Raw genomic sequence first — 22,608 nt, 5'->3', positions numbered from 1 at the left:
TTAATCCTCCAAGTTCTTGCCAATGAGGCGCATTAAAAATATTGCTACAATATTGGCAATAATAACGGCGACTATGCCACCGGCAGAACCTCCACCAACATCAAACTGCAACAACGACTGGGTATAAATTAAGTACGTTATATTGGTTGATGCGTATCCTGGACCACCGCTTGTTGTTACTAATATCTCGGCAAAAATTGACAATAAAAAAATTGTTTCTATTAAAATAACTGCCGTTATTGCGCGTGACAGATGCGGTAGGACGATGTAGTAAAATTTACTAAATGGTCCTGCCCCGTCTAAGTCAGCAGCCTCAAGTTGTTCTCGGTCAAGAGATTGAATCGCTGTAAGTAGGATTAATGCGGCAAACGGTAGCCATTGCCACGACACAATAACAATGATTGAAAGCAGCGGGATTTGGGCAAAAAAATCGATAGGGGTCATACCCAGCCAATTGGCAAAATGGGCAAATAAGCCATTAACGGGGTTCATTAGCATATTTTTCCAAACCAGCGCTGAAACCGTTGGCATAACAAAAAAGGGGGCTAGAACCATTATTCGAACATAGTTTCGGCCCCAAATTGCTTGATCAAGCAAGATAGCTAAACCAATACCACCACCAAGTGTGATTAGTAAAACACCACCAACAAGTAGCAGGGTATTAAAAAAAGATTCAAAAAATGCCGGATCAGTAAGGAAAAACTCATAGTTCATGAAACCAATAAACTCTTCGGTTCCAGGACTAAGCAGGTTGTAATCTAAAAATGAAAAATATAGCGTCATGCACAGCGGAACTAACATCCAAGCCAACAGTAAAACAACTGAAGGGACCAGCATGAGTCGAGCGAGCGCACGTGAATTTGTGGTAGCCATAACTAAGACCTTTTAATCGTGATAGCTGGGCAAGCTCTAGTTGAACTTACCCAAACCATTAATAGACGAATGAATTACTTAGGGTAACGCGCTTTTCTCATGGCACGTTCGACTAAACGTTGAGCACTTTGTAATGCTTGTTTTACAGTCATTTGGCCAGTTAACGCGGCGGCAAATTGTTGACCAACAGCTGTACCAATACCTTGGAATTCTGGTATAGCAACAAACTGAACACCAACATAAGGAACCGGTTTAACCGTTGGGTTTATAGGATCTGCAGATTGGATAGAATCCAAAGTGATCTGTGCAAAAGGCGCAGCTGCCATGTAGTCTGGATTATTATAAAGTGACGCTCGAGTCCCTGGAGGTACGTTAACCCAGCCTTTTTTGGCCGCGACTAACTCAGTGTACTCTTTAGATGTTGCCCAACTAATAAAACGTTGTGCTGCATTTGATTTCTTACTGCTTGCAGGAATTGCCAGCGTCCAAGACCATAACCAATTGCCTCGTTTGCCTAGGCCATTGTCAGGCGCAAGAGCAAATCCAACATGTTCAGCAACTTCAGAGTTTTCTTTATTTGTAACAAATGCGCCAGCCACTGTTGCATCAATCCAAATACCACACTTTCCGGTTTGAAAGAGCGCTAGGTTTTCATTAAAACCATTAGCTGAAGATCCCGGAGGACCATACTTTGTCATCGAATCAACATAATATTGTAAAGTGTCATGCCATTCTTGACTGTCAAATTGCGGTTTCCAATTTTGATCAAACCATCTTGCGCCAAATGAGTTAGACATTGCTGTAATTAAGGCAATATTTTCTCCCCAACCCGCTTTACCTCGCAAACATAAACCATAGACACCAGATTGTTTGTCCGTCATTGCTTTTGCGGCTTTTTGAATAAACTCCCACGATGGTGCTTTAGGCATAGTTAAACCCGCTTTGGCCATTAAGTCTGTGCGGTACATAACCATTGAACTTTCTGCATAAAATGGCGCAGCGTATAATTTATCTTTAACAGTTAGGCCGTTTCTGATCGCAGGCAGAATATCGTCTACGTCATAATTTTCACCTAACTTGTCAAGCTCTCTGAGCCAGCCTTGTTTTCCCCAAATAGGGACTTCATATGTACCTATTGTCATAACATCATACTGTCCACCTTTTGTTGCAACATCGGTCGTGACTCGTTGACGTAGTATATTTTCTTCTAAGGTCACCCATTTTAAATTAATATCTGGGTTTTCAGAGGTGAAACTCTTACTGAGTTCTTTCATAGTGATCATGTCACCATTGTTTACTGTTGCAATCGTAATGGTTTCAGCAAGGACGGCGGTGCTCAAAAATAAAGAACAACATGCAATAATTGATTTTTTAATCGACATAATAATTTCCCGTAATAATCAGTTTAAAGGTAGGGCGTTGATTACGACCTACCTGTTTTTAAAACGATGAGTATTGTTATTAGAACAAGTTTACTGCTACTTGCAGTGCGCCAAGTTCAAGGGCCGGGTTCCACATCGCGGTAGCAGATACTGGAAATGTTTTGCCCATTGCATATAGGTTTTTTGAATAGGTAAAGCCAACATTGTTAATATTAGCTTTGTCTGAATAGAAGTTTTTGTCGTTAACTGGTGAGAACGCGCCACCAATAAACGCTTTTACTTGTTCGCCATCTTTGCCATGCCAAACAGGTGCTGATACTTCAATGTAGTTTGTAAAAGATTGTTCTTTTTCACCTGAGTCTTCATCTATGTACGTATCAATACCTTGCACGATGACAGAATAATAAACAGAAATTGGCGTTTCGCCTTGGAATGTATATCCCGCACCAATATCAACAAAGTTGCCGGTTTTAGATGGATCAGTTGAGTAGTTGAAAATATCCACATCACTGTCTGAAATAGAGGAGTGGTTACCGTGATTTACGATTTCAACAAAAAAGTCGTCTGTAAACTTGTGAGAGGCGTAGTATGTAAACTCTTTAAACTCGCCATTGAAAGAACCACCGCCCCAAAGGCCGTAAGTCGTTTTTTTGTCTTCAGATTTGTACTCTAAAGAGCCAGCTGTCATAACGCCGTCGGTGACAATAAAACCGTGCCATAAATGGTTTGTTTTAAGATCAAAGGCTAACTTCCATTCACCACTACTCTGAGCGTGCAGTTGAGTGCTTAATGTACTTGCTAGGATTGCTGTAATTGCAGTTATTTTGTGTGTGTTATTTAACATAGTAAACCCTGTTTTATTTACGTTTTTATTGTTGAATTGTTTGCCTTACTTCCCCCTTTCGGTTTGGTAAAACGCAATTCTTGAAAAATTTTATATTGCTAATTGAACATTTAGTTACATGCCGATTTATATTCATTGTGTTGGCATTTTATAACTAATGGGCAAAAGCTCACCTCGTGGTCATACTCCCACCGAGAGGGAGGAACGTCAATAGTTTTTTGTTTGTTAAATGCACAATTATTTAGAGGTTAATAAATAATTTATATATTTCAGATTGTTACGGTTGAGGTTTTTACTATTTTTTTTCTAAAATTTGGATTGGCACTGAAAAAAACTTGTATTGGTTGTTGCTTGATTTAAAAATGTTCCAACTACACTTTCTAAAAGCCTCAGTTAAATTTTATTGGACTTGAATTTATATGTTTGAGAGTTAATCAATTGGGGGTCTTAAATAAAAAGCGCTAAATTAAGTAGTGAGGCTTGGGCGAAAAATATCGAGTTGGTTTTTCAAAATTTGATTTGAATATCTGGATGTAAAAAATCCGACATTATTTCTAATGTCGGACTTGGTAATAAAGTGAGGCTAAATCTACTTGAAATCGAAATCAGCACTCTACCAGTAAGATACCGATAACTTATAGTTCTAACGCTTGTTTTGCATCCATATATTCTAATTCAAGTGTTTCACCTAAAGCATCTACAACGGCTTTATAAGTGACTTTACCTTTATGAACATTCAAGCCATTTAGTAAATGTTGGTCTTCTAACATTGCACGTTTCGTACCTTTATTTGCTAGGGCTAAGCCAAACGGTAATGTTGCATTGTTTAGGGCCATAGTTGACGTTCTGGCAACACCGCCTGGCATGTTTGCAACACAGTAGTGAACAACATCACTTATGACATATGTCGGGTCTTGATGAGTAGTTGCTTTAGAAGTTTCAAAACAACCACCTTGATCTATGGCGACATCAACTAAAACTGAACCAGGTTTCATACTAGCAATATGTGCTTTCGTAATTAATTTAGGTGCAGCTGCACCAGGAATTAACACAGCACCGATAACTAAGTCTGCCTTAGATGTATAATAATCAAGCGCATCTACGGTTGAATATACCGTTTTCACCGTGCCACGGAAAATATCGTCTAATTGGCGTAAACGCGGTAGTGAACGGTCGACAATAGTGACATCTGCCCCCATGCCGACTGCCATTTTAGCGGCATTTGTGCCAACGACTCCGCCGCCAACAACAAGTACTTTGGCGGGCGCTACGCCCGGTACACCACCTAGTAATGTGCCACTGCCTCCCTGCGCTTTTTCTAAATGATGCGCACCGGCTTGAATAGACATACGACCTGCCACTTCACTCATTGGGGCTAAAAGTGGTAATCCACCTGTATGATCGGTAACAGTTTCATAGGCAATACATGTGGCGCCGGATGCAACCAATAGTTTTGTTTGGGTTGGATCAGGGGCTAAGTGCAGATAGGTATAAAGGGTTTGGCCTTCACGCAACATTTTACATTCGTTTGGTTGCGGCTCTTTTACTTTAACAATCATATCTGCTGAAGCGAAAATTTCCTCAGCTGTCGCAATAATTGAAGCGCCTGCGTCAACATATTGCTCATTCGTAAAACCAATAGACTCACCTGCATTGGTTTCAATGATGACCTGATGGCCGTGAGCAACAAACTCTTTTGCTGCTGCTGGTGTTAAACCAACACGGTATTCATGGTTTTTAATTTCTTTAGGGACACCGACGATCATATTTTTCTACCTGTTATTTCTTGTTGTGTGATATTTTCGGCGATTATATTGTGTGAATGGCAGTTTTATTCACTTTTATTTGGCTTATTTTAGAGTAATAAACTATAGGTGGCGTTATGCATTCAAACACGATGAATAAATCGTTAGACAGAACTGATAAAAAAATTCTGATGGAATTACAAAAAAATGGACGGGTTTCAAATGTTGAACTCGCTAAATTGGTAGGGCTTAGCGCCACGCCTTGCTTAGAGCGAGTTAAACGATTGGAGAAACAAGGTGTGATCGAAGGTTATCAGGCAATCGTAAATGCTGAGGCGGTTGGTGCATCGTTATTAGTTTTTGTCGAAATCACACTTGAGAAAACAGCCCAGGATGTTTTTAGTGAGTTCTCAAAAGCGGTAACTTTCTTCGATGAAATCTTAGAATGTCATTTGGTGTCAGGTAGTTTTGATTATTTGCTAAAAACTAGGGTAAAAAATATGGCGTCATATCGAAAACTGTTAGGCAATACATTACTAAAATTACCCTCAGTTAGCGCATCTCGGACCTATGTTGTGATGGAAGAAGTGAAGACAAATCAACCGATCCGAATCCATATATAGGCACGTTGTTGAAGATGTTAATGACTGACCAAAACTCTGTAACAAATAAGTGATCCCAATCGTTAATTTTGGTAGAGTTGCGAACAATATAAAAAGCGATTTTGGTCACTTTTGAACTTAAAATAATAATAAATCTTGGAGTATTAGGTTTTGACTGACAATCAGCCAACTGTATTAAATGGATTTCAACGCTTACTAGAAGTTGGATTGCTTGTAGCCGGCGCTGTGGCAATCTATATCCTAATCACTTTGTTTACCTTCGACCCTGCTGACCCAAGTTGGAGTAAAACAGGAAATTACGAATTAATTAAAAACGCTGGTGGAGCATTTGGTGCGTGGATAGCCGACGTACTTTTATTTACATTTGGTTGGTTAGCGTTTTTTGTACCTGTGCTTATCGCCCTTTGTGGTTGGTTAATGTTTCGCAAGTTCCATGATCTTATTGAAGTTGATTACCTAGCGCTAGGCCTTAGACTCATTGGTTTCTTAATGTTTGTCATAGGTTGCTCAGCTATATGCAGTGTCAATTTTGACGACATCTATTATTTTTCTTCGGGCGGTATTGTAGGTGACGTTTTTGCCTATCTGCTCATGCCTTTATTTGGTTTTACTGGCTCAACCTTATTATTTTTAGTCGCGATTATGATTGGCATTACTTTGATGACAGGTATCTCATGGATGCAGGTCGTCGATGGGTTAGGGCGAGTGACTTTGAATTCTGTTTATTGGTTAATAAAACAAGTTTCAAACCTTTTTCATCGAGAACCTTCACCAAAAAGTAAACTCATACCGCAAGATAATAATGTAAATAGTGAAGCAAATATCTCTAGCGAAGTAGATGAACATTCTCTAAATGAAGAGAAGTCAGCTAAAACTAAGCAAACTCAAAACAAAGTTGCCGCACCTGATCATACTGAAACCGAAAGTGCAGCGTCTAAAAGTTTGTTAAGCCAGTTTTTCGGAAGCGCCGAAGCATCGATTACCGAACAAAAGCTCACGCCGTCTATTTCAGACATAGATGTTGATACTCAACGTGAACTACCTCCTGCGGAGACCCCAAAGGCCGTTGAAGTAACGCCGACCTCAAGTAGACCACTTAGGCCAGACACTAAAGAGACTCCAGCAAAGGCTGTTGATGTTTCTTTTGACGACGATATGCCTTTTTCAATAGACGATATGGACAGCCCTGCTTCTTATTCTACCTTAGATGAACAAATCAAAGATGATGATATTTCAGGCGCATTAGAGAGTTTACAAACCGGTGACAAAAATGTGCACGAACGCGATACTGTGGCAACGGCATCGATTAAAAAACCTGAACCTATGCCACTGACACTGCCTTCACTTGAGTTACTTGACCGTGCTGACAAAATAGAAAATCCAATTTCTCAAGAAGAGTTGGACGTTGTTTCTCGTTTGGTTGAAGTGAAATTAATGGACTTTAATATACAGGCGACTGTCGTTGGCGTTTACCCAGGCCCAGTAATTACGCGTTTTGAACTCGATTTAGCACCAGGCATTAAAGTCAGTAAAATATCCAGTTTATCAAAGGATTTGGCGCGTTCTTTATCAGCTATGAGTGTTCGTGTCGTTGAAGTTATTCCAGGGAAGTCGTTTATTGGTTTGGAAATACCAAACAAACATCGTCAAATTGTACGACTGTCAGAAGTCATGGATAGTACAGTATTCCAAAACGCCGCTTCACCATTAACTATGGTTTTAGGTAAAGATATTGCCGGTAAGGCGGTTGTAGTTGATCTAGCAAAAATGCCACATTTATTGGTTGCGGGTACGACGGGCTCGGGTAAATCAGTTGGTGTTAACACCATGATTTTGAGTTTGTTGTATAAATCAACACCAGAAGATGTGCGATTGATCATGATCGATCCAAAAATGTTGGAACTTTCTGTCTATGAAGGTATCCCACACTTGTTGTCTGAAGTTGTGACCGACATGAAGGAAGCGGCCAATGCACTTCGTTGGTGTGTGGGGGAAATGGAACGTCGATATAAATTGATGTCTGCTATGGGCGTTAGAAACCTAAAAGGCTTTAATACTAAAGTACAAGAAGCGATTGATAGCGGTTCACCACTATTTGACCCGTTATGGAAAGACTCTGACAACATGTTGGAATTTCCACCGCAATTAGAAAAGCTGCCAGCGATTGTTGTGGTTATTGATGAATTTGCCGACATGATGATGATAGTCGGTAAAAAGGTTGAAGAACTGATAGCTCGAATTGCGCAGAAGGCGAGGGCAGCGGGGATTCATTTAGTCTTAGCCACTCAGCGTCCTTCGGTGGATGTAATTACTGGATTAATTAAAGCGAATATTCCAACGCGTATGGCGTTTCAGGTTTCATCAAAAATTGATTCGCGAACTATTTTAGACCAACAAGGCGCAGAAAACCTTCTGGGCATGGGGGACATGTTGTATTTACCGCCTGGTTCAGGCGTTCCAACCCGTGTCCATGGGGCATTTGTTGACGATCATGAAGTCCATGCTGTCGTAAATGATTGGAAATCAAAAGCAAAACCTAACTACGTTAGTGAAATTTTGCAAGGTGAAATGACCGACGAAAATATGCTTCCAGGTGAAGCCGCAGAAATGGCAGAAGGTGAAGAAGTCGACCCAGTATTTGACGAAGCAGTGGCATTTGTCACTGAAACGCGAAAAGTTTCGATATCAAGTATTCAACGAAAATTAAGAATTGGTTACAACCGTTCTGCCCGTATTGTCGAACAGATGGAAATAATGGGAATAGTAAGCACTGCGGCAAATAATGGCACACGTGAAGTGTTGGCTCCGCCACCGGTTAAAGCGGCGATTGATGAGGAATTAGATTAGTTTATGGTTAAGTATTTAGCAGTAATAAAACAATGTATGGTTGCAAGCGTCGTATTAGTTAGTATGGCCGCCAACTCGGCTGATGTAACTAAAACAGCCGAAGTCGAATTACGTACAATTTTAAAACAATACAATGGGTTTTCAGCCGATTTTTCTCAACGAGTTGTCGATAGTGAACTTAATGTATTGCACGAAGCACAGGGGCGTTTGAAGTTTAAACAACCGGGATTGTTTTTGTGGGAAATCACTGAACCTGAACCTGAGTTACTAGTATCTAATGGCGAGACATTATGGTGGTTTAATCCATTTATCGAACAGGTCTCGTTGTTTGATGCAAGCCAAGCTGTCGCTCAAACGCCATTTGCCTTGCTCGTTTCCCAAGACGATGAAACGTGGTCACAGTTTACGATCGAAAAACAACAAAACCACTTTGTTGTAAGTCCTAAATTGCTTGACCAAGCTCAAGTTATAGAACTTAAAGTAACGTTTAAAGACACTTTGTTGACCAATATAGCGGTGGTCGGTCGTACCATGCAAGTGAGCCAGTATGCAATTTCAAATCAAGTTTTTGCCGACGTAGACAATGGCTTGTTTCAGTTTGAAATACCATTGGGAACAGATATCGACGACCAAAGGCAATTGCCAAAAGTTGTTGACGGCAATGTTGAATATTAAGGTTTTGACTGTTGGCTACTCAAGGTTTTGACTTTACCCCTACTGAAAGTGCCCCATTAGCGTCTAGAATGCGTCCCCGTGTCATAGATGACTATGTTGGGCAGACGCATTTGGTTGGCGAGGGTAAGGCGATTCGACGTATGATCGAGGCGAAAAAATGCCATTCGATGATATTGTGGGGACCTCCGGGAACCGGTAAAACAACACTTGCAGATTTGATTGCCCATTATGCAGACGCGGATGTTGAAAAGCTTTCTGCGATTAGCGCTGGTGTTAAAGACATTCGTGCAACCATTGAACGGGCCAAAGAACGGCTAGTAAACCAAGGTAAAAAAACTGTGTTGTTTGTCGATGAAGTTCATCGATTTAATAAAAGCCAACAAGATGCGTTTTTACCCTTTATTGAAGATGGCACGGTGAGCTTTATTGGAGCAACGACCGAAAATCCGTCGTTTGAACTCAATAATGCAATATTGTCTCGCGCCCGTGTGTATATCCTCAAAGCCATCGAAGACTCAGATTTGGCTCTGTTATTGGACCGAGCACTTTGCGATAAAGTGGATGGTCTAGGCGCGCACAATTTAAAGATTAATGCCGACAATCGAGATTTGCTAATAAAACTATCGAACGGTGATGGTAGAAAATTACTGAATTTTCTAGAACTATGTTGTGACTTAGTTGAACAAGATAATCAGATCACAAAAGAGATCATAGAGCAGGCCACTGGTAATCAGATGGCTACCTTTGATAAAGGCGGTGATCATTTTTATAACTTGATTTCAGCCTTTCATAAGTCGGTGCGAGGTTCAGCCCCTGATGCCGCTTTATATTGGTTCTGCCGTATTTTAGCGGGTGGTGGTGACCCTTTGTATGTCGCGCGGCGATTATTAGCCATCGCTACTGAAGATATAGGTAATGCGGATCCTAGAGCCATGGAGGTTGCCCTTAATGCATGGGATATTTTTCACCGTGTCGGGCCTGCAGAAGGTGAACGCGCAATAGCTCAGGCCACATTATATTTAGCTGCCGCACCCAAAAGTAACGCTGTTTATGTCGCCTTTAAACAGGCCAAACGGATGGCATCCGACTTACCGAGTTTTGATGTGCCTAAGCATTTAACAAATGCACCTACGGAACTAATGAAACAAACAGGTAATGGTGAAGGTTACCGGTATGCTCACGACGAACCTGGTGCCTATGCGGCGGGCGAAGAGTACTTTCCAGCGGAATTAGCCAATACTAAATTATATGAACCTAGTGATCGTGGCCTTGAACGAAAAATTAAAGAGAAATTGGAATATCTACAATCACTAGACGACAACAGCCCTATCACTCGTAGAAAGGACTAAATTTTGAGTTTGAGCAGTATTGTTTTTGTCGCGATTGGCGGCGCTATAGGTGCAAGTTTACGTTACAGTGCAACCATTGGCGTAACTGCATGGTTAGGCAAAGGATTTCCCTATACAACCTTGTTAGTTAATATCTTGGGTTCATTTATTATGGGCCTCTTATTTAGCTTAATTGAACATGGTATAGTTGCTGAATTGCCTTGGCGACCTTTGATAGGCGTAGGAATATTAGGCGCATTGACGACTTTTTCAACATTTTCGCTCGACACGTTGTTGATGTTGCAAAACGGTGAATGGCAAAAAGCCTTAATCAATATATTATTAAATGTTTTGGTCTGTATTTTAGCCGCTTGGCTAGGGATGCAATTGGTACCGAATCGAACGTAAATTTAAAGAATGGGTAGTTACGAAACATGTTAGATTCAAAATTTCTACGAAGCGAGATTAATACTGCACAGGAAAAACTGGCAACTCGTGGATTTCAATTAGATGTAGAAACGTTAGTCAATTTAGAAGAGCGCAGAAAAGAACTACAATCTTCGACGCAAGACCTACAAAACGAACGTAATACTAAGTCTAAATCGATTGGCCAAGCAAAAGCGCGTGGCGAAGATATCCAACCCTTGCTGGCAAGTGTTGCTGATCTCGGCGATAAGTTAGATGCCGCCAAAGTTGAATTGTCAGAGTTACTAAAAACCATAGACACTTTATCTATGGGGTTGCCTAACTTACCGCATGACGACGTACCGGTTGGTGCAAAAGAAGAAGACAATGTTGAAATTTTGAAATGGGGCGAGCCAAAGCAATTTGATTTCGAACCTAAAGATCATGTTGACCTAGGTGAAGCATTAAACAAAGGCCTAGATTTTGAAATGGGCACCAAATTAAGCGGTGCTCGTTTTACTGTTATGAAAGGCAAAATTGCTCGTCTAAATCGAGCGTTAGCGCAATTTATGTTAGACCAACACACAGAGAACAACGGTTATACAGAAGCGTATGTGCCTTATCTTGTCAACCCTGAAAGTTTGCAGGGTACAGGTCAATTACCTAAATTTGCGGAAGATTTGTTTCATACTCAGCCAATCACAGGTCAAAGTGACAATGCCGATGAACAAGACTCACGCAAATTGAGCTTAATTCCGACTGCGGAAGTTCCATTAACAAATTTCGCACGCGACGTTATTTTTGAAGAAGCTGAATTACCACTTAAATTAACGGCTCACACGCCGTGTTTTCGTTCTGAAGCCGGTTCTTATGGCCGTGATACTCGAGGGTTAATTCGTCAACATCAATTCGACAAAGTTGAGTTAGTGCAAATAGTTAAACCAGAAAACTCAGATGAAGCACTAGAGCAATTAACTGGTCATGCCGAATCAATCTTACAATTGCTTGGTTTACCATATCGTAAAGTCATTTTATGTACGGGTGACATGGGATTCTCTGCGACTAAAACCTATGACCTCGAAGTATGGTTACCAGCTCAAGATACGTATCGTGAAATTTCGTCATGTTCAAATATGGGCGACTTCCAGGCGCGTAGGATGCAAGCACGCTATCGTGCGAAAGGTGCGAAGAAACCTGACTTAGTCCACACCCTGAATGGCTCAGGTTTAGCAGTAGGTCGTACGTTAGTTGCAGTATTGGAAAATTATCAAAATGAAAACGGCACGATAAACGTACCAGAAGTTTTAGTCCCTTATATGAACGGCATTACTTTAATCGATTAATTTAAAATTGGTCGAATTGCAGTTTAGAATCGGGGCAAAGTTTGCCCCGATTATACTTTGAGCATAAAAATAAGAAAAATTATGGCTGATAACGACGCTAAAGAAGATAAAAAGGCGGCAAAAGCGCAAGCTAAAGCTGATAAAAAAGCCGAAAAAGCGGGTGGTAAATCAGGTGACAAACCAGTTAAAAAGGAAAAACCGTTTAGCTTAGCAAGACGTTTGATGACCATGTTTTATTGGTTTGTGATGATTGCTGGAGTGTCTGCATTAGTGTGGCAAGGTTTTGCTGCTTACAATCTGTTTACTGGAAATTAGAAGCGTTTACTATGTTTGATTTAACCTCTGTCTGGATATTGATGCTGTTTTTTATCATCATAGGTGTGTTTTGGAAAATCCGGAGTTTTGCCGAATTAGCCAGAGTATCAGCCGAGGACTATTGCAATAAGCATGGTTTACAACTGCTGTCGGTCGCTATGGGAACAATTCGAGTAAGAATTAAAAAAGGGGTTAACATTGTTGTGACTTTTGATTTAAATTATAGTCCAGAGGGGATTACCGCGAAGCAAGGTGAAATTGAAATCATCAACGGCAAAGTCAATCAAATCTCACACTGGAGCTAGTCAGCCTAGCAGTGAAAAGCCAACGGTACCATTCGTACCTTATCTTCAATACAAGCGTTATTAGTTAACCTAGTGTTAAATCTTCCAGCAAGTACCGTAATCTAACCAAACATGTGTCAATAAAGCTGATTGTTTTGTATATATGCGGCTACTTGTTGCGGTAACCAATCTTGTAATCTATCGGCATCATCATTTTTAAAGGCTTGTCTTATCTCGGTGGACGAAATATCAATTAACGCATTTTCCACAATATGGATCCGTTTACCTAAAAACGGAATAAGTACCGGTGCGAGCGTCGGTTGCGTAGTAGTATTTTCTTGTATGTCTAGTTGCAACTTGTATTGCGGCCTTGCCATGACGATAAGATGACACACTTCTAGTATATTTTGCCACTCAACCCATTGGGTGAAACTTAATAACGAATCCATACCAACAATAAAGTAGAACTCCGTATTGGGTTCTAGCTGTTTAAAATACTTTAGCGTATTTATTGTGTAGCTGTTGCCCATTTGTTCAAGTTCGAATTCGCTTATTTCTGTAGGTATGGGGCTATGCACAGACGCTAATGCCAATTTACACATATTAAGTCGATGATGACTCTTAGTTGCACAGCTATTTTTCAAGGGTTGTTTATAGCAAGGTAAATAGATTAACTTTCCAATATCAAATTGTGTGACAGCATCAAAAACAGGCGTTAAATGCCCAAAATGAATGGGGTCGAAACTGCCTCCAAAAATGGCGACTTTTTTTGGTTCCGCCTTTTCTTTGGTTTTACTATCGATTGATATCGTAGGTTGTTGAGTCATTTTCAGAAGTTCACTGGCTAAACAAGTTAACGGATGAGCGGAAGTTTTAATCCGCTAATGTTGGCATTGCCCGTTAACAACAAGGCAATATGAGCAAACATTGAATAAGGACATTGAGGCGAAAATGTTTTAATCGCAAAATCGACTTCTGACAACAACTTTAAAGCTTCGTTAACCGCGGTCGCTGGCAGTTTATTTGCAGCATTAAGAAATACGTTTTGTTTGTTTTTCCAAACTCGGTGTTTATCAAATACGGGGGTCGGTGGTTGGCCTTTCACAATGGCAGATTGTAACTGAGTTAACAACATTAAATCTTTTTGCAGTGACCACATAATTATATTCGGTTCAAAATCTTCCAACTTGAGTCGTTGCAAAATGGTCATACAGCGTTGGCTATTGCCAGCCCATATGCTGTCTATAAACTGAAATACGCTGTATTTAGCCTGATCAGCCACAAACCGTTCAATGATACTAATATCAATGTGTTGTTGTTGCCCTAGAGCCATATTGAGTTTTTGTAATTCTTGCGCCGTTGCCAATAAGTTGCCCGAAGTAAAATTAAGCAAATATTGTTGGGCATTTGTATCCATACTCAAGCCATGTTCGACTAATTGCTGTTGTAACCAACGAGTGAGGTGATTCCCGTCAATTTCATAAACGGGAATGTATAAACCAACTTTATCTAAGGCTTTAAACCAAGCACTTTTAGTTTGGTTGGCATCAAGTTTAGGGCCGAACAACACTAAAATGGTATTTTCATCCAACTCAGGTGCGATTTGCTTTAAAACCTCTGAACCTGCTTTGCCAATTTTATTGCTGTTAAGCTCAACTTCGACTATTTTTTTATCAGAAAATAGGGACATCGCCTGACAATGTTGGGCTACGTCGAGCCAGTCAAATTGGTCGTCGTCAGCTAATCGAATAAACTCGTCAAACCCTTGCTGTTTGGCGGCGGCTTTGATCTTTTTACGACAATCATCAATTTGAAATGGTTCATCACCAAACAATAGATAGCAATTTGAAAGGCCTTTAGATAGGTTTTGCTGAATTTGATTGGCGTAAATTTTCATCGTGTTATTGGATCATCATCAGCTGAGACAAAATACGGTCACTGGCTAAAACACGAAGCTCAGACAATATAAGCTGACGTTCACGTTCTTTTGCTAATGCGTTATTCGGATCGTCCTGAAACTCGCGACTTAATTCAAAGTTAAAACTAAGCGGTTCTTTATTTGGTTTTTGCACTTGGTATCGAACTAAATAAATTAGCTCATACTCGGCGACTTGACCATTAGGGAACAACGACAATGTTTTACGCTGAAACTGCTCGGGCAATATTCGTAACTCAGCAATGTTGGCTGTTTTCTTCTTAACTAAGTCCACTTGGTTTTGCGTTAATCGTCGTTCAACCTGCTTAGCTAAAGGGCTAAATTTATTGTCAGATGATAAATGGATCTTTTTTAATGAGTCGGGTAGATAGTAATGGCCCTTTAATCGAAAGCCACAGCCATTAAGAGAGCTGCAAATGACAACAATTATTAACAACCATATCGCTTTCATTTTATCTGCCTTTGTTGATTTTATTGACCATTAAAACTTGGTCAGCCTTAGAAAAGGCTGACCACATAAACTTAGCTACTGCGGCTAATCTAACGGATTAGTTAGCAACAATATTAAGCAACTTACCTTTGATAAAGATAACTTTACGAACGGTTTTATCAGACAAGAAACGTGCTACGTTGTTTTCATTGGCGCCGGCTTCTTTAATAAACTCTTCAGTTGCATCGGCCGCTACGGTTATCTTGCCACGGACTTTACCGTTAACTTGAATTACGATCAGTTTTTCATCTTCAACTAATGCATCGCGGTCTACAGTTGGCCAAGGCGTCGACAAAATATCGTCAGTTTGACCTAGCTGTGCCCATAACTCATGACATACATGCGGAGTAATAGGGGCGAGCATTACTACAACAGCTTTTATAGCTTCGAACATCACAGCTTTATCTACGTCTGTTTCCAGAGGCGATTTAACCAGTTTGTTCATCAATTCCATAATCGCTGCAATAGCGGTATTAAATGTATTACGACGGTCTAAATCGTCTGTCACTTTGTCGATGGTTTTATGTAAGTCACGGCGAAGAGCTTTCTGGTCGCTGTTTAATGCACTTACATCCAACTCAGATATTAAACCTGCTGCGATGGTATCTTGAGCTAATTTCCAAACACGTTTAATAAAGCGGTGCGAACCTTCAACAGCCGAGTCAGACCATTCTAACGTTTGTTCAGGAGGTGCGGTAAACATCATAAATAAGCGAACGGTATCGGCACCTAATCGGTCGATAACTTTTTGTGGGTCGATGCCATTATTTTTCGACTTTGACATTTTTGACATACCAGCAGATAACACGGGTTGGCCGTCTGAAATTAACCAAGACTTAGATACTCGGCCTTTTTCATCACGTTCAACTTCCACATCAAGCGGAGCAAACCAAGTTTTGGCGCCATTGTCTTCTTCACGATAAAATGTTTCCGCTAATACCATGCCTTGGCACAATAACCGTTTAAACGGTTCGTCTGAGTCTACAAGACCAACATCACGCATAAGTTTGTGGAAGAAGCGGGCATACAACAAATGTAAAATCGCGTGTTCGATTCCACCAATATATTGGTCAACCGGCAACCAGTAGTTAGCTTTGCTCGGGTCAAGCATCATGTCATCGCTATCTGGTGAACAATAACGTGCGTAGTACCATGAAGATTCCATAAAGGTATCGAATGTATCAGTTTCTTTGAATGCCGCTTGACCATTTATGGTGGTTTTCGCCCATTCAGGATCTGCTTTTATTGGTGACGCGGCACCATCCATAACTACGTCTTCTGGCAATACAACCGGTAAGTCTTGCTCTGGAATAGGAACAGAAGTGCCGTCTTCTAATGTCGCCATCGGAATTGGTGCGCCCCAGTAACGTTGACGAGATACGCCCCAGTCACGTAAACGGTAATTTACTTTACGTTGACCTAATTGTTTTGATTCTAATTCTGTAACGATTGCATCAAATGCAGCTTGAAACTCAAGGCCATCAAATTGACCAGAATTAATTAATGGGCCTTTTTCCGTATAAGCTTCAACGCTTAAATCAACAGTCGAATCGTCAGAACTGGTAATAACTTGTTTAATTGGTAATTGGTATTGCGTTGCAAATTCCCAGTCACGTTGGTCGTGCCCAGGAACTGACATTACCGCACCTGTACCGTACCCCATAAGGACAAAATTTGCAGACCAAACTGGAATGCTTTCACCTGTCACAGGGTGTAAAACACGGTAGCCTGTATCAAACCCTTTTTTAGCCATCGTCGCCATATCAGCTTCTGCCACTGATTGGTTTTTGCATTCTTCAATAAATTGCACAAGCTCTGGGTTGGTTTTGGCAGCTTCTAAAGCGAGTGGATGTTGCGCTGCAACGGCCACATAAGTAACTCCCATTAATGTATCTGGGCGAGTTGTGTAAACCGTTAATGTCTCGTCAGAACCTTCAAGCTTAAACTGAATGTCTGCACCTTCTGAGCGGCCAATCCAGTTTTTTTGCATTGTTTTAACTTGCTCAGGCCAATCTTCCAATTGATCCAAATCCGTTAACAATTCTTCAGCATAATCTGTAATTTTAATAAACCATTGTGGAATTTCTTTTTGTTCAACAAGGGCACCTGAACGCCATCCGCGGCCATCAATAACTTGCTCGTTTGCAAGTACGGTTTGGTCAACTGGATCCCAATTTACCGTGGCTGTTTTTTTATAAACTAACCCTTTTTCATAAAGCTTAGTGAAGAACCATTGTTCCCAGCGATAATACTCTGGTGTACACGTTGCGACTTCGCGGTCCCAATCGTAACCAAACCCTAAGCTATTAAGTTGGTTTTTCATGTAGTCGATATTTTCATAGGTCCACTTTGCAGGGGCCGTATTATTATTTATTGCCGCGTTTTCGGCTGGCAGACCAAACGCATCCCAACCCATAGGCTGCATTACGTTTTTGCCATTTAAACGCTGAAAACGAGAGACCACGTCACCAATGGTATAATTTCTTACGTGACCCATATGTAAACGGCCACTTGGGTAAGGCAGCATCGACAAGCAGTAAAATTTTTCTTTAGACGCATCTTCCGTCACTTTGAACGATTTATTGTTTGCCCAATGTTGTTGAACACGTTGTTCAATTTCCTGGTGATTATATTCAGCTTGCATGTAATGATCTCAATGTTTTGATATGGTTTTGTCGCGGAACAAGGTATTTAATTTTGCTGGTATTCGTCGCGAAAGTGTCTACCGTTTTTGGCAGTTATTATAGGGCGTAAGCATAACTAATTAGGCACTTTGCAACAAGTAAAAAGGCCATGTTTTAAAGCCTAAACCGGTGGTTTTTTCAGCGCTTGTTCAAAACAAATCATGCACTAGGGGAATTTTGCGTATAGACTTATGACTATTGCGTTTCTACTGGATTGTTTTTGTTGTAAATCATGGAATTAATTAAACCGTTTATTTTGTCCCCCGACACTCTAGAACCCATTATTGACGAAGAAAAAATCGCCAATATATTGGATTCAAATATCGACGCACCTGTTAATTTTATCGGCCAAGAACGTGCTCAAAGTGCGTTAGAATTTGGCTTAGATATGGAAATGAATGGTTATAACTTGTTTGTAATGGGCGAACCTGCAACGGGTCGCCATACCCTTATAGATAATCTATTGCAGGAAGTCGCTAAAACCAAAGAAACACCATTTGAATGGTGCTACGTCAACAATTTTGACGACAATAGGTGCCCTAATTATATCCGCTTAGCGCCAGGGGAAAGTAAAAAGCTGGTTGATGATATCGATTCGTTTATTGACGAACTTATGGATACCTTTCCTGCGGCATTTGACAACCCTGCGTACCAAAGAAAAAAACGCGCTATTGAACGTGAGTTTAATCTTAAGTACGAATCGGCTTTAGAAGTTGTTGAGTCTAAAGCACTCGAAAACCAAATTATTCTTTATGAAGAAAAGGGATCTGTAAGTTTTGCCCCAGTCGTTGACGGTAAGCCTGTAAATGATGCTGATTTTACGCAACTTGATGAAGCAACCCGACAGAATTTTTACGAGCGTATATCAGAACTTGAAGTTTTTCTAAATGAATCGTTATTAGAATTGCCTCAGTGGAAAAGAGAAACATCGGAACAACAACGTAATCTCACAATTGAAACCATAGAAACAGCACTACGGCCATTAATTAAAGACTTAGAGCACAGCTATGCAGCAGACTTAGGCGTCATAAAATTTATTCGTGATATGAAATCTACCCTGGTTGAGCTAGTTCAAGAGTTAATGGCTGGTGAAGCGGACGAAGAAAAAAGTGGCGAAGAAATAGACGTCAGAAAGGCCCTTGAAGAACAGTTGTTACCCAATATTTTATTTTCAAAAAACGCCACAGATGGCGCGCCTATCATATACGAGCCTAATCCAACGTTTCAGAATATGTTTGGCAAGATTGAATACAGTTCTGTACAAGGGTCGGTTTATACCAGCTATCGGATGATACGACCGGGAGCCTTGCATCAATCAAACGGCGGTTATCTGTTAATCGAAGCGGATAAATTAATAGAACAAGCGGCTGTTTGGGAATCGTTAAAACTGGCCCTGAAAAGCCAAAAGATCAGAATGGAATCACCGGTTTTTGAACCTAATATAGTTAACGTCTCAAGTTTAACCCCGCAACCCATCCCGCTTGATGTAAAAATCATCATGATGGGAAGTCGGGACTTATATTACTTGATGCAGGAACATGACAACGAATTTAGTGAATTGTTTCGAGTATTGGCCGATTTTGAGCATTACATCTCATTAAACGACAAAGCCATGTATGGTTTTGTGCAAAAATCCAAACAATTTGCGAAGTCACATAATTTTGAATTATCCAGCGATGCGGTGTCACAGTTGATGAATTTCAGCTTTCGTCAGGCAGAGCATCAACATAAGTTATCGGCACGATTTGCCGACGTTTTGGAATTGATCTGCGAATCACAATTTTATGCAAAAAAATCGCACAAAGCAGAACCCTTTAGTACCGAAGCGGGCCCAGTTGTAATTCAGCGGGAAAATGTCATGCAGGCATTGGAAGGCAAGCAGTATCGGACTGGTCAAATTAGTGAATCCTTTTTAGAAGATATTCAAGAGGGCCAAATTTTAATCGATACCTCGGGCTTTTCTGTCGGTAAGCTTAATGGACTAACAGTATTGCATATCGGTGATACAACATTTGGCACTCCGGCTCGCATATCCGCTACTGTATATGCTGGCTCAAATGGCATTGTTGATATTGAACGCGAAGTCGATTTAGGCAAATCAATACATTCTAAAGGCGTCATGTTACTCACCGGTTATCTTGGTAATAAATATGCTCAAGACTTTAGCTTATCGTTTTCCGCAAATATTGCCTTAGAACAGAGTTATGGGCAAATTGACGGAGATAGTGCCAGTTTAGGGGAAGTATGCGCGCTGATATCAGCAATTACTCAAATCCCACTTAACCAGTCTATTGCAATCACAGGCAGTATTAACCAACATGGGCAAGTTCAGTCAATCGGTGGCGTGAATGAAAAGATAGAAGGCTTTTTCAACTTATGTACCGCTCGCGGGCTAACGGGTGAGCAGGGCGTTATTATTCCTCGCACTAATTGCATAAACTTAATTTTGAATAAAACAGTCATCGATGCGGTTAAAAAAGGCCGTTTTCATATTTATGCGGTTGACCATGTTGATGATGCCTTGACGATATTAACCGGCAAACAAGCTGGAGTGTTGTCTTCACGCGGACGTTACCCGCGAGACTCCGTTAACGGTATAGCGTCACAACGATTGCGTCATATAGCCGATATTGTAAATAGTGACTTTTCTGAATAACAGGCATGACAAAATGCCTTAGCAGTACATCGGTTTTGTATTGGGAATAATAAACATCAATAAGTAAGCCCCACCTGTGAATACCTCTGGGTGGGATCCGCGATTAAATGGGTTGCCAAATGAGACTGAAAAAGCAGACTTTAATGAGGTTGAGTTTTGTCGAGTTAATTTAGGTCGGGATTTGGAATGCACTTTAGTTGTTTAATGACCGCTTGTTGATTGATGATGGTAAGCGCAATAGCTCTAAAAAATCGTTCTACCGGCATCGCACCATCCATCATTTGTTTAAGATCGGCATTGGCCAGAATAAATTTCACATCGGTATGATAGCCAGATGGCTTTATTAACACTTGGGTGTGATCAAGTTGGCTAACAGTCCAGTCTTCTGGGCTATCAACTTGCAACTTGTCTATTTGATTATCGGCGATAAATACAAACGCAAAGCTGTGAATTTTTGATTCGTCCGAATACCAATTTAACGTTAATGCTTGAAAGTTAAACCATGCTTCTAACTTAACAAATAGCGGTGCTTGTTGTTGTTCATCACGTTCGAAAACGCCAACAGAGTTTATCGTAATCGGTAATTGTTCCTGCATTAATAATCTCCTTCTTTTGCAATTTGACCCGCTTTATTTGGCGATAATAAACTGTTTAAAAGGCTACTGGCACCAAATCGAAAATGCTTGTTTGTTAGCCAGTCATGACCAAACATATTTTTTGCTAAATTAACGTATTCAATGGCTTGAGCGTAATTGCCTATGCCGCCGGAGGCTTTAAATCCAATATCGAGATTTGAAGTTTTAATGGTTTCCAACATGTATCTTGCCGCATCTAGAGTGGCATTAATTGGCACTTTACCGGTGGAGGTTTTGATAAAGTCACAGCCGTTTTCAATGCTGATCTCGGATGCGATTTTGATATTACGCTCAGTAACTAATTCACCAGATTCGATGATCACTTTTAACTTTGCGGTATTTTTACAGGCTTCTTTACCCGCCCGCACCACATCAGCCACTCGTTTTGAATCACCCTTAATTAAATCTGAATATGGGATCACCAAATCAATTTCATTGGCACCTTGGATAATTGCACGTTCGGCCTGTTTTAAGCAGACGTCTGGTGAATCTAAGCCCAATGGAAAATTAATGACAGTGGCGATGGCTAATTCTTGGTGTGTATTAAGTTGCGCTAATTGTTCAACAAATTTTGGCCAAATGCACAACGCGGCAACCGGACCAAAGTCAGTGGTTGCCCGATGAGCCAAAGATTCAATGTCGTGCCATTGGTCATTGTCATTTAGACTGGTTAAATCAATAAACGCGATAAGTTCATGGGGAAGCATATTTGGCATTTTATTGAGTTTATAGTGTGACAAATGTGGTTAATAAACGACGTAAATTCTGGCCTGCGATCTTGCCTTGGCTTAACGTTTCGTCGTGGCTCAAATGGTGTTCACTTAAACCTGCAGCTAAATTAGTAATTGCAGCAACTCCACAAACGTTCATGCCGCAATGACGCGCTAAGATTGATTCTGGCACAGTAGACATCCCAACGGCATCTGCCCCTAAAATACGATAGGCGTTAATTTCTGCGGGGGTTTCAAATGTTGGACCTGATACCCAAATATAATTGCCATTAAACAAGTCGATATCTAAGCTATCACCGGCATAACGTAAATTTTTGATGTGTTCATTTTTATAGGTTTCAGTTAAGTCTACAAATCGAGGGCCTATATCAGGATCATTAATACCAACAAGGGGGTTAACACCAGAGAAGTTTAAGTGATCTTCGATGATCATCAAACTGCCTGGGGTCATTTCCGAATTAAGTGAACCTGAGGCATTGGTTAAAATGAGATCGTCTGCGCCCAAAGCTTTAAGGGTTCTAATTGGGATCGCAATTTGGTCGAAGCTTAACCCTTCGTAATAATGAAAGCGGCCCTTCATACACAATACAGGCACATTATTGAGGTATCCCGCGATTAGCTCTCCAGGGTGGCCACTGACTGAACTGACCGGAAACATTGGGATATCTTGATATTTGATCACGATTGGATTGGAAATATCATTAGCAATGTCGGCGAGACCACTGCCTAAAATAATGGCGTATTTAGGTTTAAAGTCGCCAATGTGTTGCTTGATATACTCTGCGCTTGCTAAATATGGTTTATTCACAAAA

20 protein-coding genes are annotated in these 22,608 nt (G+C 40.7%); 9 read left to right on the top strand and 11 right to left on the bottom strand.

The window, feature by feature from the left end:
- From Q4575_RS11755 to ald, 4 genes are all read right to left on the bottom strand, one after another.
- Positions 1 to 873, bottom strand: coding sequence for a carbohydrate ABC transporter permease (locus tag Q4575_RS11755; RefSeq protein ID WP_215962382.1), 873 nt, complete (start codon positions 871 to 873; stop codon positions 1 to 3).
- 74 nt (positions 874 to 947) lie between these two features.
- The gene (locus Q4575_RS11750; protein ID WP_215962383.1) at positions 948 to 2,255 is read right to left on the bottom strand and encodes a sugar ABC transporter substrate-binding protein; all 1,308 of its coding nucleotides are present in this window, start codon (positions 2,253 to 2,255) and stop codon (positions 948 to 950) included.
- 79 nt (positions 2,256 to 2,334) lie between these two features.
- Positions 2,335 to 3,099 (bottom strand): hypothetical protein, encoded by a 765-nt coding sequence (locus Q4575_RS11745; RefSeq protein WP_215962384.1) that lies wholly within the window; start codon positions 3,097 to 3,099, stop codon positions 2,335 to 2,337.
- Between the two features lie 635 nt (positions 3,100 to 3,734).
- The gene (gene ald, locus Q4575_RS11740; protein WP_215962385.1) at positions 3,735 to 4,865 is read right to left on the bottom strand and encodes an alanine dehydrogenase; all 1,131 of its coding nucleotides are present in this window, start codon (positions 4,863 to 4,865) and stop codon (positions 3,735 to 3,737) included.
- A 116-nt stretch (positions 4,866 to 4,981) separates the two neighbouring features.
- Here ald and lrp point away from each other — a divergent pair, with 116 nt between their 5' ends.
- The 8 genes from lrp (at position 4,982) to Q4575_RS11700 (ending at position 12,685) form a co-directional block, all read left to right on the top strand.
- Positions 4,982 to 5,467: a leucine-responsive transcriptional regulator Lrp gene (lrp, locus tag Q4575_RS11735; RefSeq protein WP_215962386.1), complete on the top strand. Its 486-nt coding sequence runs from the start codon at positions 4,982 to 4,984 to the stop codon at positions 5,465 to 5,467.
- A gap of 150 nt (positions 5,468 to 5,617) precedes the next feature.
- The gene (locus tag Q4575_RS11730) at positions 5,618 to 8,314 is read left to right on the top strand and encodes a DNA translocase FtsK (RefSeq protein WP_215962387.1); all 2,697 of its coding nucleotides are present in this window, start codon (positions 5,618 to 5,620) and stop codon (positions 8,312 to 8,314) included.
- Positions 8,315 to 8,317: 3 nt separating this feature from the next.
- Positions 8,318 to 8,989, top strand: a complete 672-nt coding sequence (gene lolA / locus Q4575_RS11725; RefSeq protein WP_215962388.1) for an outer membrane lipoprotein chaperone LolA — start codon at positions 8,318 to 8,320, stop codon at positions 8,987 to 8,989.
- Between the two features lie 11 nt (positions 8,990 to 9,000).
- Positions 9,001 to 10,338 (top strand): replication-associated recombination protein A, encoded by a 1,338-nt coding sequence (locus Q4575_RS11720; protein WP_303523052.1) that lies wholly within the window; start codon positions 9,001 to 9,003, stop codon positions 10,336 to 10,338.
- Positions 10,339 to 10,725: a fluoride efflux transporter CrcB gene (gene crcB, locus Q4575_RS11715; protein ID WP_215962451.1), complete on the top strand. Its 387-nt coding sequence runs from the start codon at positions 10,339 to 10,341 to the stop codon at positions 10,723 to 10,725. It begins immediately after the preceding gene.
- 26 nt (positions 10,726 to 10,751) lie between these two features.
- The gene (serS, locus tag Q4575_RS11710; RefSeq protein WP_303523051.1) at positions 10,752 to 12,065 is read left to right on the top strand and encodes a serine--tRNA ligase; all 1,314 of its coding nucleotides are present in this window, start codon (positions 10,752 to 10,754) and stop codon (positions 12,063 to 12,065) included.
- Positions 12,066 to 12,146: 81 nt separating this feature from the next.
- Positions 12,147 to 12,380: a hypothetical protein gene (locus Q4575_RS11705; protein ID WP_215962390.1), complete on the top strand. Its 234-nt coding sequence runs from the start codon at positions 12,147 to 12,149 to the stop codon at positions 12,378 to 12,380.
- Positions 12,381 to 12,391: 11 nt separating this feature from the next.
- Positions 12,392 to 12,685 (top strand): DUF3301 domain-containing protein, encoded by a 294-nt coding sequence (locus Q4575_RS11700; protein ID WP_215962391.1) that lies wholly within the window; start codon positions 12,392 to 12,394, stop codon positions 12,683 to 12,685.
- Between the two features lie 116 nt (positions 12,686 to 12,801).
- Here Q4575_RS11700 and nadD read toward each other — a convergent pair whose 3' ends face one another.
- The 4 genes from nadD to leuS form a co-directional block, all read right to left on the bottom strand.
- Positions 12,802 to 13,491 carry a nicotinate (nicotinamide) nucleotide adenylyltransferase gene (gene nadD / locus Q4575_RS11695; protein WP_303523050.1) on the bottom strand — a complete coding sequence of 230 codons (690 nt, stop codon included), beginning with the start codon at positions 13,489 to 13,491 and terminating at the stop codon, positions 12,802 to 12,804.
- Positions 13,492 to 13,517: 26 nt separating this feature from the next.
- Positions 13,518 to 14,561, bottom strand: a complete 1,044-nt coding sequence (gene holA / locus Q4575_RS11690) for a DNA polymerase III subunit delta (protein ID WP_215962393.1) — start codon at positions 14,559 to 14,561, stop codon at positions 13,518 to 13,520.
- A 4-nt stretch (positions 14,562 to 14,565) separates the two neighbouring features.
- On the bottom strand, positions 14,566 to 15,051 hold the full coding sequence (gene lptE, locus Q4575_RS11685; protein ID WP_215962394.1) for an LPS assembly lipoprotein LptE: 486 nt from the start codon (positions 15,049 to 15,051) through the stop codon (positions 14,566 to 14,568).
- Between the two features lie 97 nt (positions 15,052 to 15,148).
- Positions 15,149 to 17,734 carry a leucine--tRNA ligase gene (gene leuS, locus Q4575_RS11680; RefSeq protein WP_303523049.1) on the bottom strand — a complete coding sequence of 862 codons (2,586 nt, stop codon included), beginning with the start codon at positions 17,732 to 17,734 and terminating at the stop codon, positions 15,149 to 15,151.
- Positions 17,735 to 18,006: 272 nt separating this feature from the next.
- On the opposite strand from leuS, the gene Q4575_RS11675 reads away from it, so the two are divergent.
- Positions 18,007 to 20,430: a Lon protease family protein gene (locus tag Q4575_RS11675; RefSeq protein ID WP_215962396.1), complete on the top strand. Its 2,424-nt coding sequence runs from the start codon at positions 18,007 to 18,009 to the stop codon at positions 20,428 to 20,430.
- Positions 20,431 to 20,594: 164 nt separating this feature from the next.
- Here the strand turns inward: Q4575_RS11675 and Q4575_RS11670 are convergent, their stop codons facing one another.
- Genes Q4575_RS11670 through Q4575_RS11660 form a run of 3 tightly spaced genes read right to left on the bottom strand, consistent with a single transcriptional unit; the run spans position 20,595 to position 22,604 of the window.
- Positions 20,595 to 21,026 carry a hypothetical protein gene (locus tag Q4575_RS11670; RefSeq protein ID WP_215962397.1) on the bottom strand — a complete coding sequence of 144 codons (432 nt, stop codon included), beginning with the start codon at positions 21,024 to 21,026 and terminating at the stop codon, positions 20,595 to 20,597.
- A complete protein-coding gene (gene deoC, locus Q4575_RS11665; RefSeq protein WP_215962398.1) occupies positions 21,026 to 21,781 on the bottom strand; it encodes a deoxyribose-phosphate aldolase in 756 nt (251 codons plus the stop codon). The genes Q4575_RS11670 and deoC overlap by 1 nt, the downstream gene beginning before the upstream one ends.
- A 10-nt stretch (positions 21,782 to 21,791) precedes the next feature.
- Positions 21,792 to 22,604, bottom strand: a complete 813-nt coding sequence (locus Q4575_RS11660) for a purine-nucleoside phosphorylase (RefSeq protein ID WP_303523048.1) — start codon at positions 22,602 to 22,604, stop codon at positions 21,792 to 21,794.
- Positions 22,605 to 22,608: the final 4 nt, after the last annotated feature.

This window comes from Psychrosphaera sp. 1_MG-2023, assembly GCF_030548245.1.
GTDB classification, from domain to species: Bacteria; Pseudomonadota; Gammaproteobacteria; order Enterobacterales; family Alteromonadaceae; genus Psychrosphaera; species Psychrosphaera algicola.
The sequence above is the reverse complement of the archived record's forward strand: the minus strand, read 5'-3'. Positions and strand labels throughout refer to the sequence as shown.

Coding starts and splice junctions, on each gene's coding strand:
- Q4575_RS11755 (WP_215962382.1), bottom strand. CDS start 873: ATGGCTACCACAAATTCACGTGCGCTCGCTCGACTCATGCTGGTCCCT.
- Q4575_RS11750 (WP_215962383.1), bottom strand. CDS start 2,255: ATGTCGATTAAAAAATCAATTATTGCATGTTGTTCTTTATTTTTGAGC.
- Q4575_RS11745 (WP_215962384.1), bottom strand. CDS start 3,099: ATGTTAAATAACACACACAAAATAACTGCAATTACAGCAATCCTAGCA.
- ald (WP_215962385.1), bottom strand. CDS start 4,865: ATGATCGTCGGTGTCCCTAAAGAAATTAAAAACCATGAATACCGTGTT.
- lrp (WP_215962386.1), top strand. CDS start 4,982: ATGCATTCAAACACGATGAATAAATCGTTAGACAGAACTGATAAAAAA.
- lolA (WP_215962388.1), top strand. CDS start 8,318: ATGGTTAAGTATTTAGCAGTAATAAAACAATGTATGGTTGCAAGCGTC.
- serS (WP_303523051.1), top strand. CDS start 10,752: ATGTTAGATTCAAAATTTCTACGAAGCGAGATTAATACTGCACAGGAA.
- Q4575_RS11705 (WP_215962390.1), top strand. CDS start 12,147: ATGGCTGATAACGACGCTAAAGAAGATAAAAAGGCGGCAAAAGCGCAA.
- Q4575_RS11700 (WP_215962391.1), top strand. CDS start 12,392: ATGTTTGATTTAACCTCTGTCTGGATATTGATGCTGTTTTTTATCATC.
- nadD (WP_303523050.1), bottom strand. CDS start 13,491: ATGACTCAACAACCTACGATATCAATCGATAGTAAAACCAAAGAAAAG.
- holA (WP_215962393.1), bottom strand. CDS start 14,561: ATGAAAATTTACGCCAATCAAATTCAGCAAAACCTATCTAAAGGCCTT.
- lptE (WP_215962394.1), bottom strand. CDS start 15,051: ATGAAAGCGATATGGTTGTTAATAATTGTTGTCATTTGCAGCTCTCTT.
- leuS (WP_303523049.1), bottom strand. CDS start 17,734: ATGCAAGCTGAATATAATCACCAGGAAATTGAACAACGTGTTCAACAA.
- Q4575_RS11675 (WP_215962396.1), top strand. CDS start 18,007: ATGGAATTAATTAAACCGTTTATTTTGTCCCCCGACACTCTAGAACCC.
- Q4575_RS11670 (WP_215962397.1), bottom strand. CDS start 21,026: ATGCAGGAACAATTACCGATTACGATAAACTCTGTTGGCGTTTTCGAA.
- deoC (WP_215962398.1), bottom strand. CDS start 21,781: ATGCCAAATATGCTTCCCCATGAACTTATCGCGTTTATTGATTTAACC.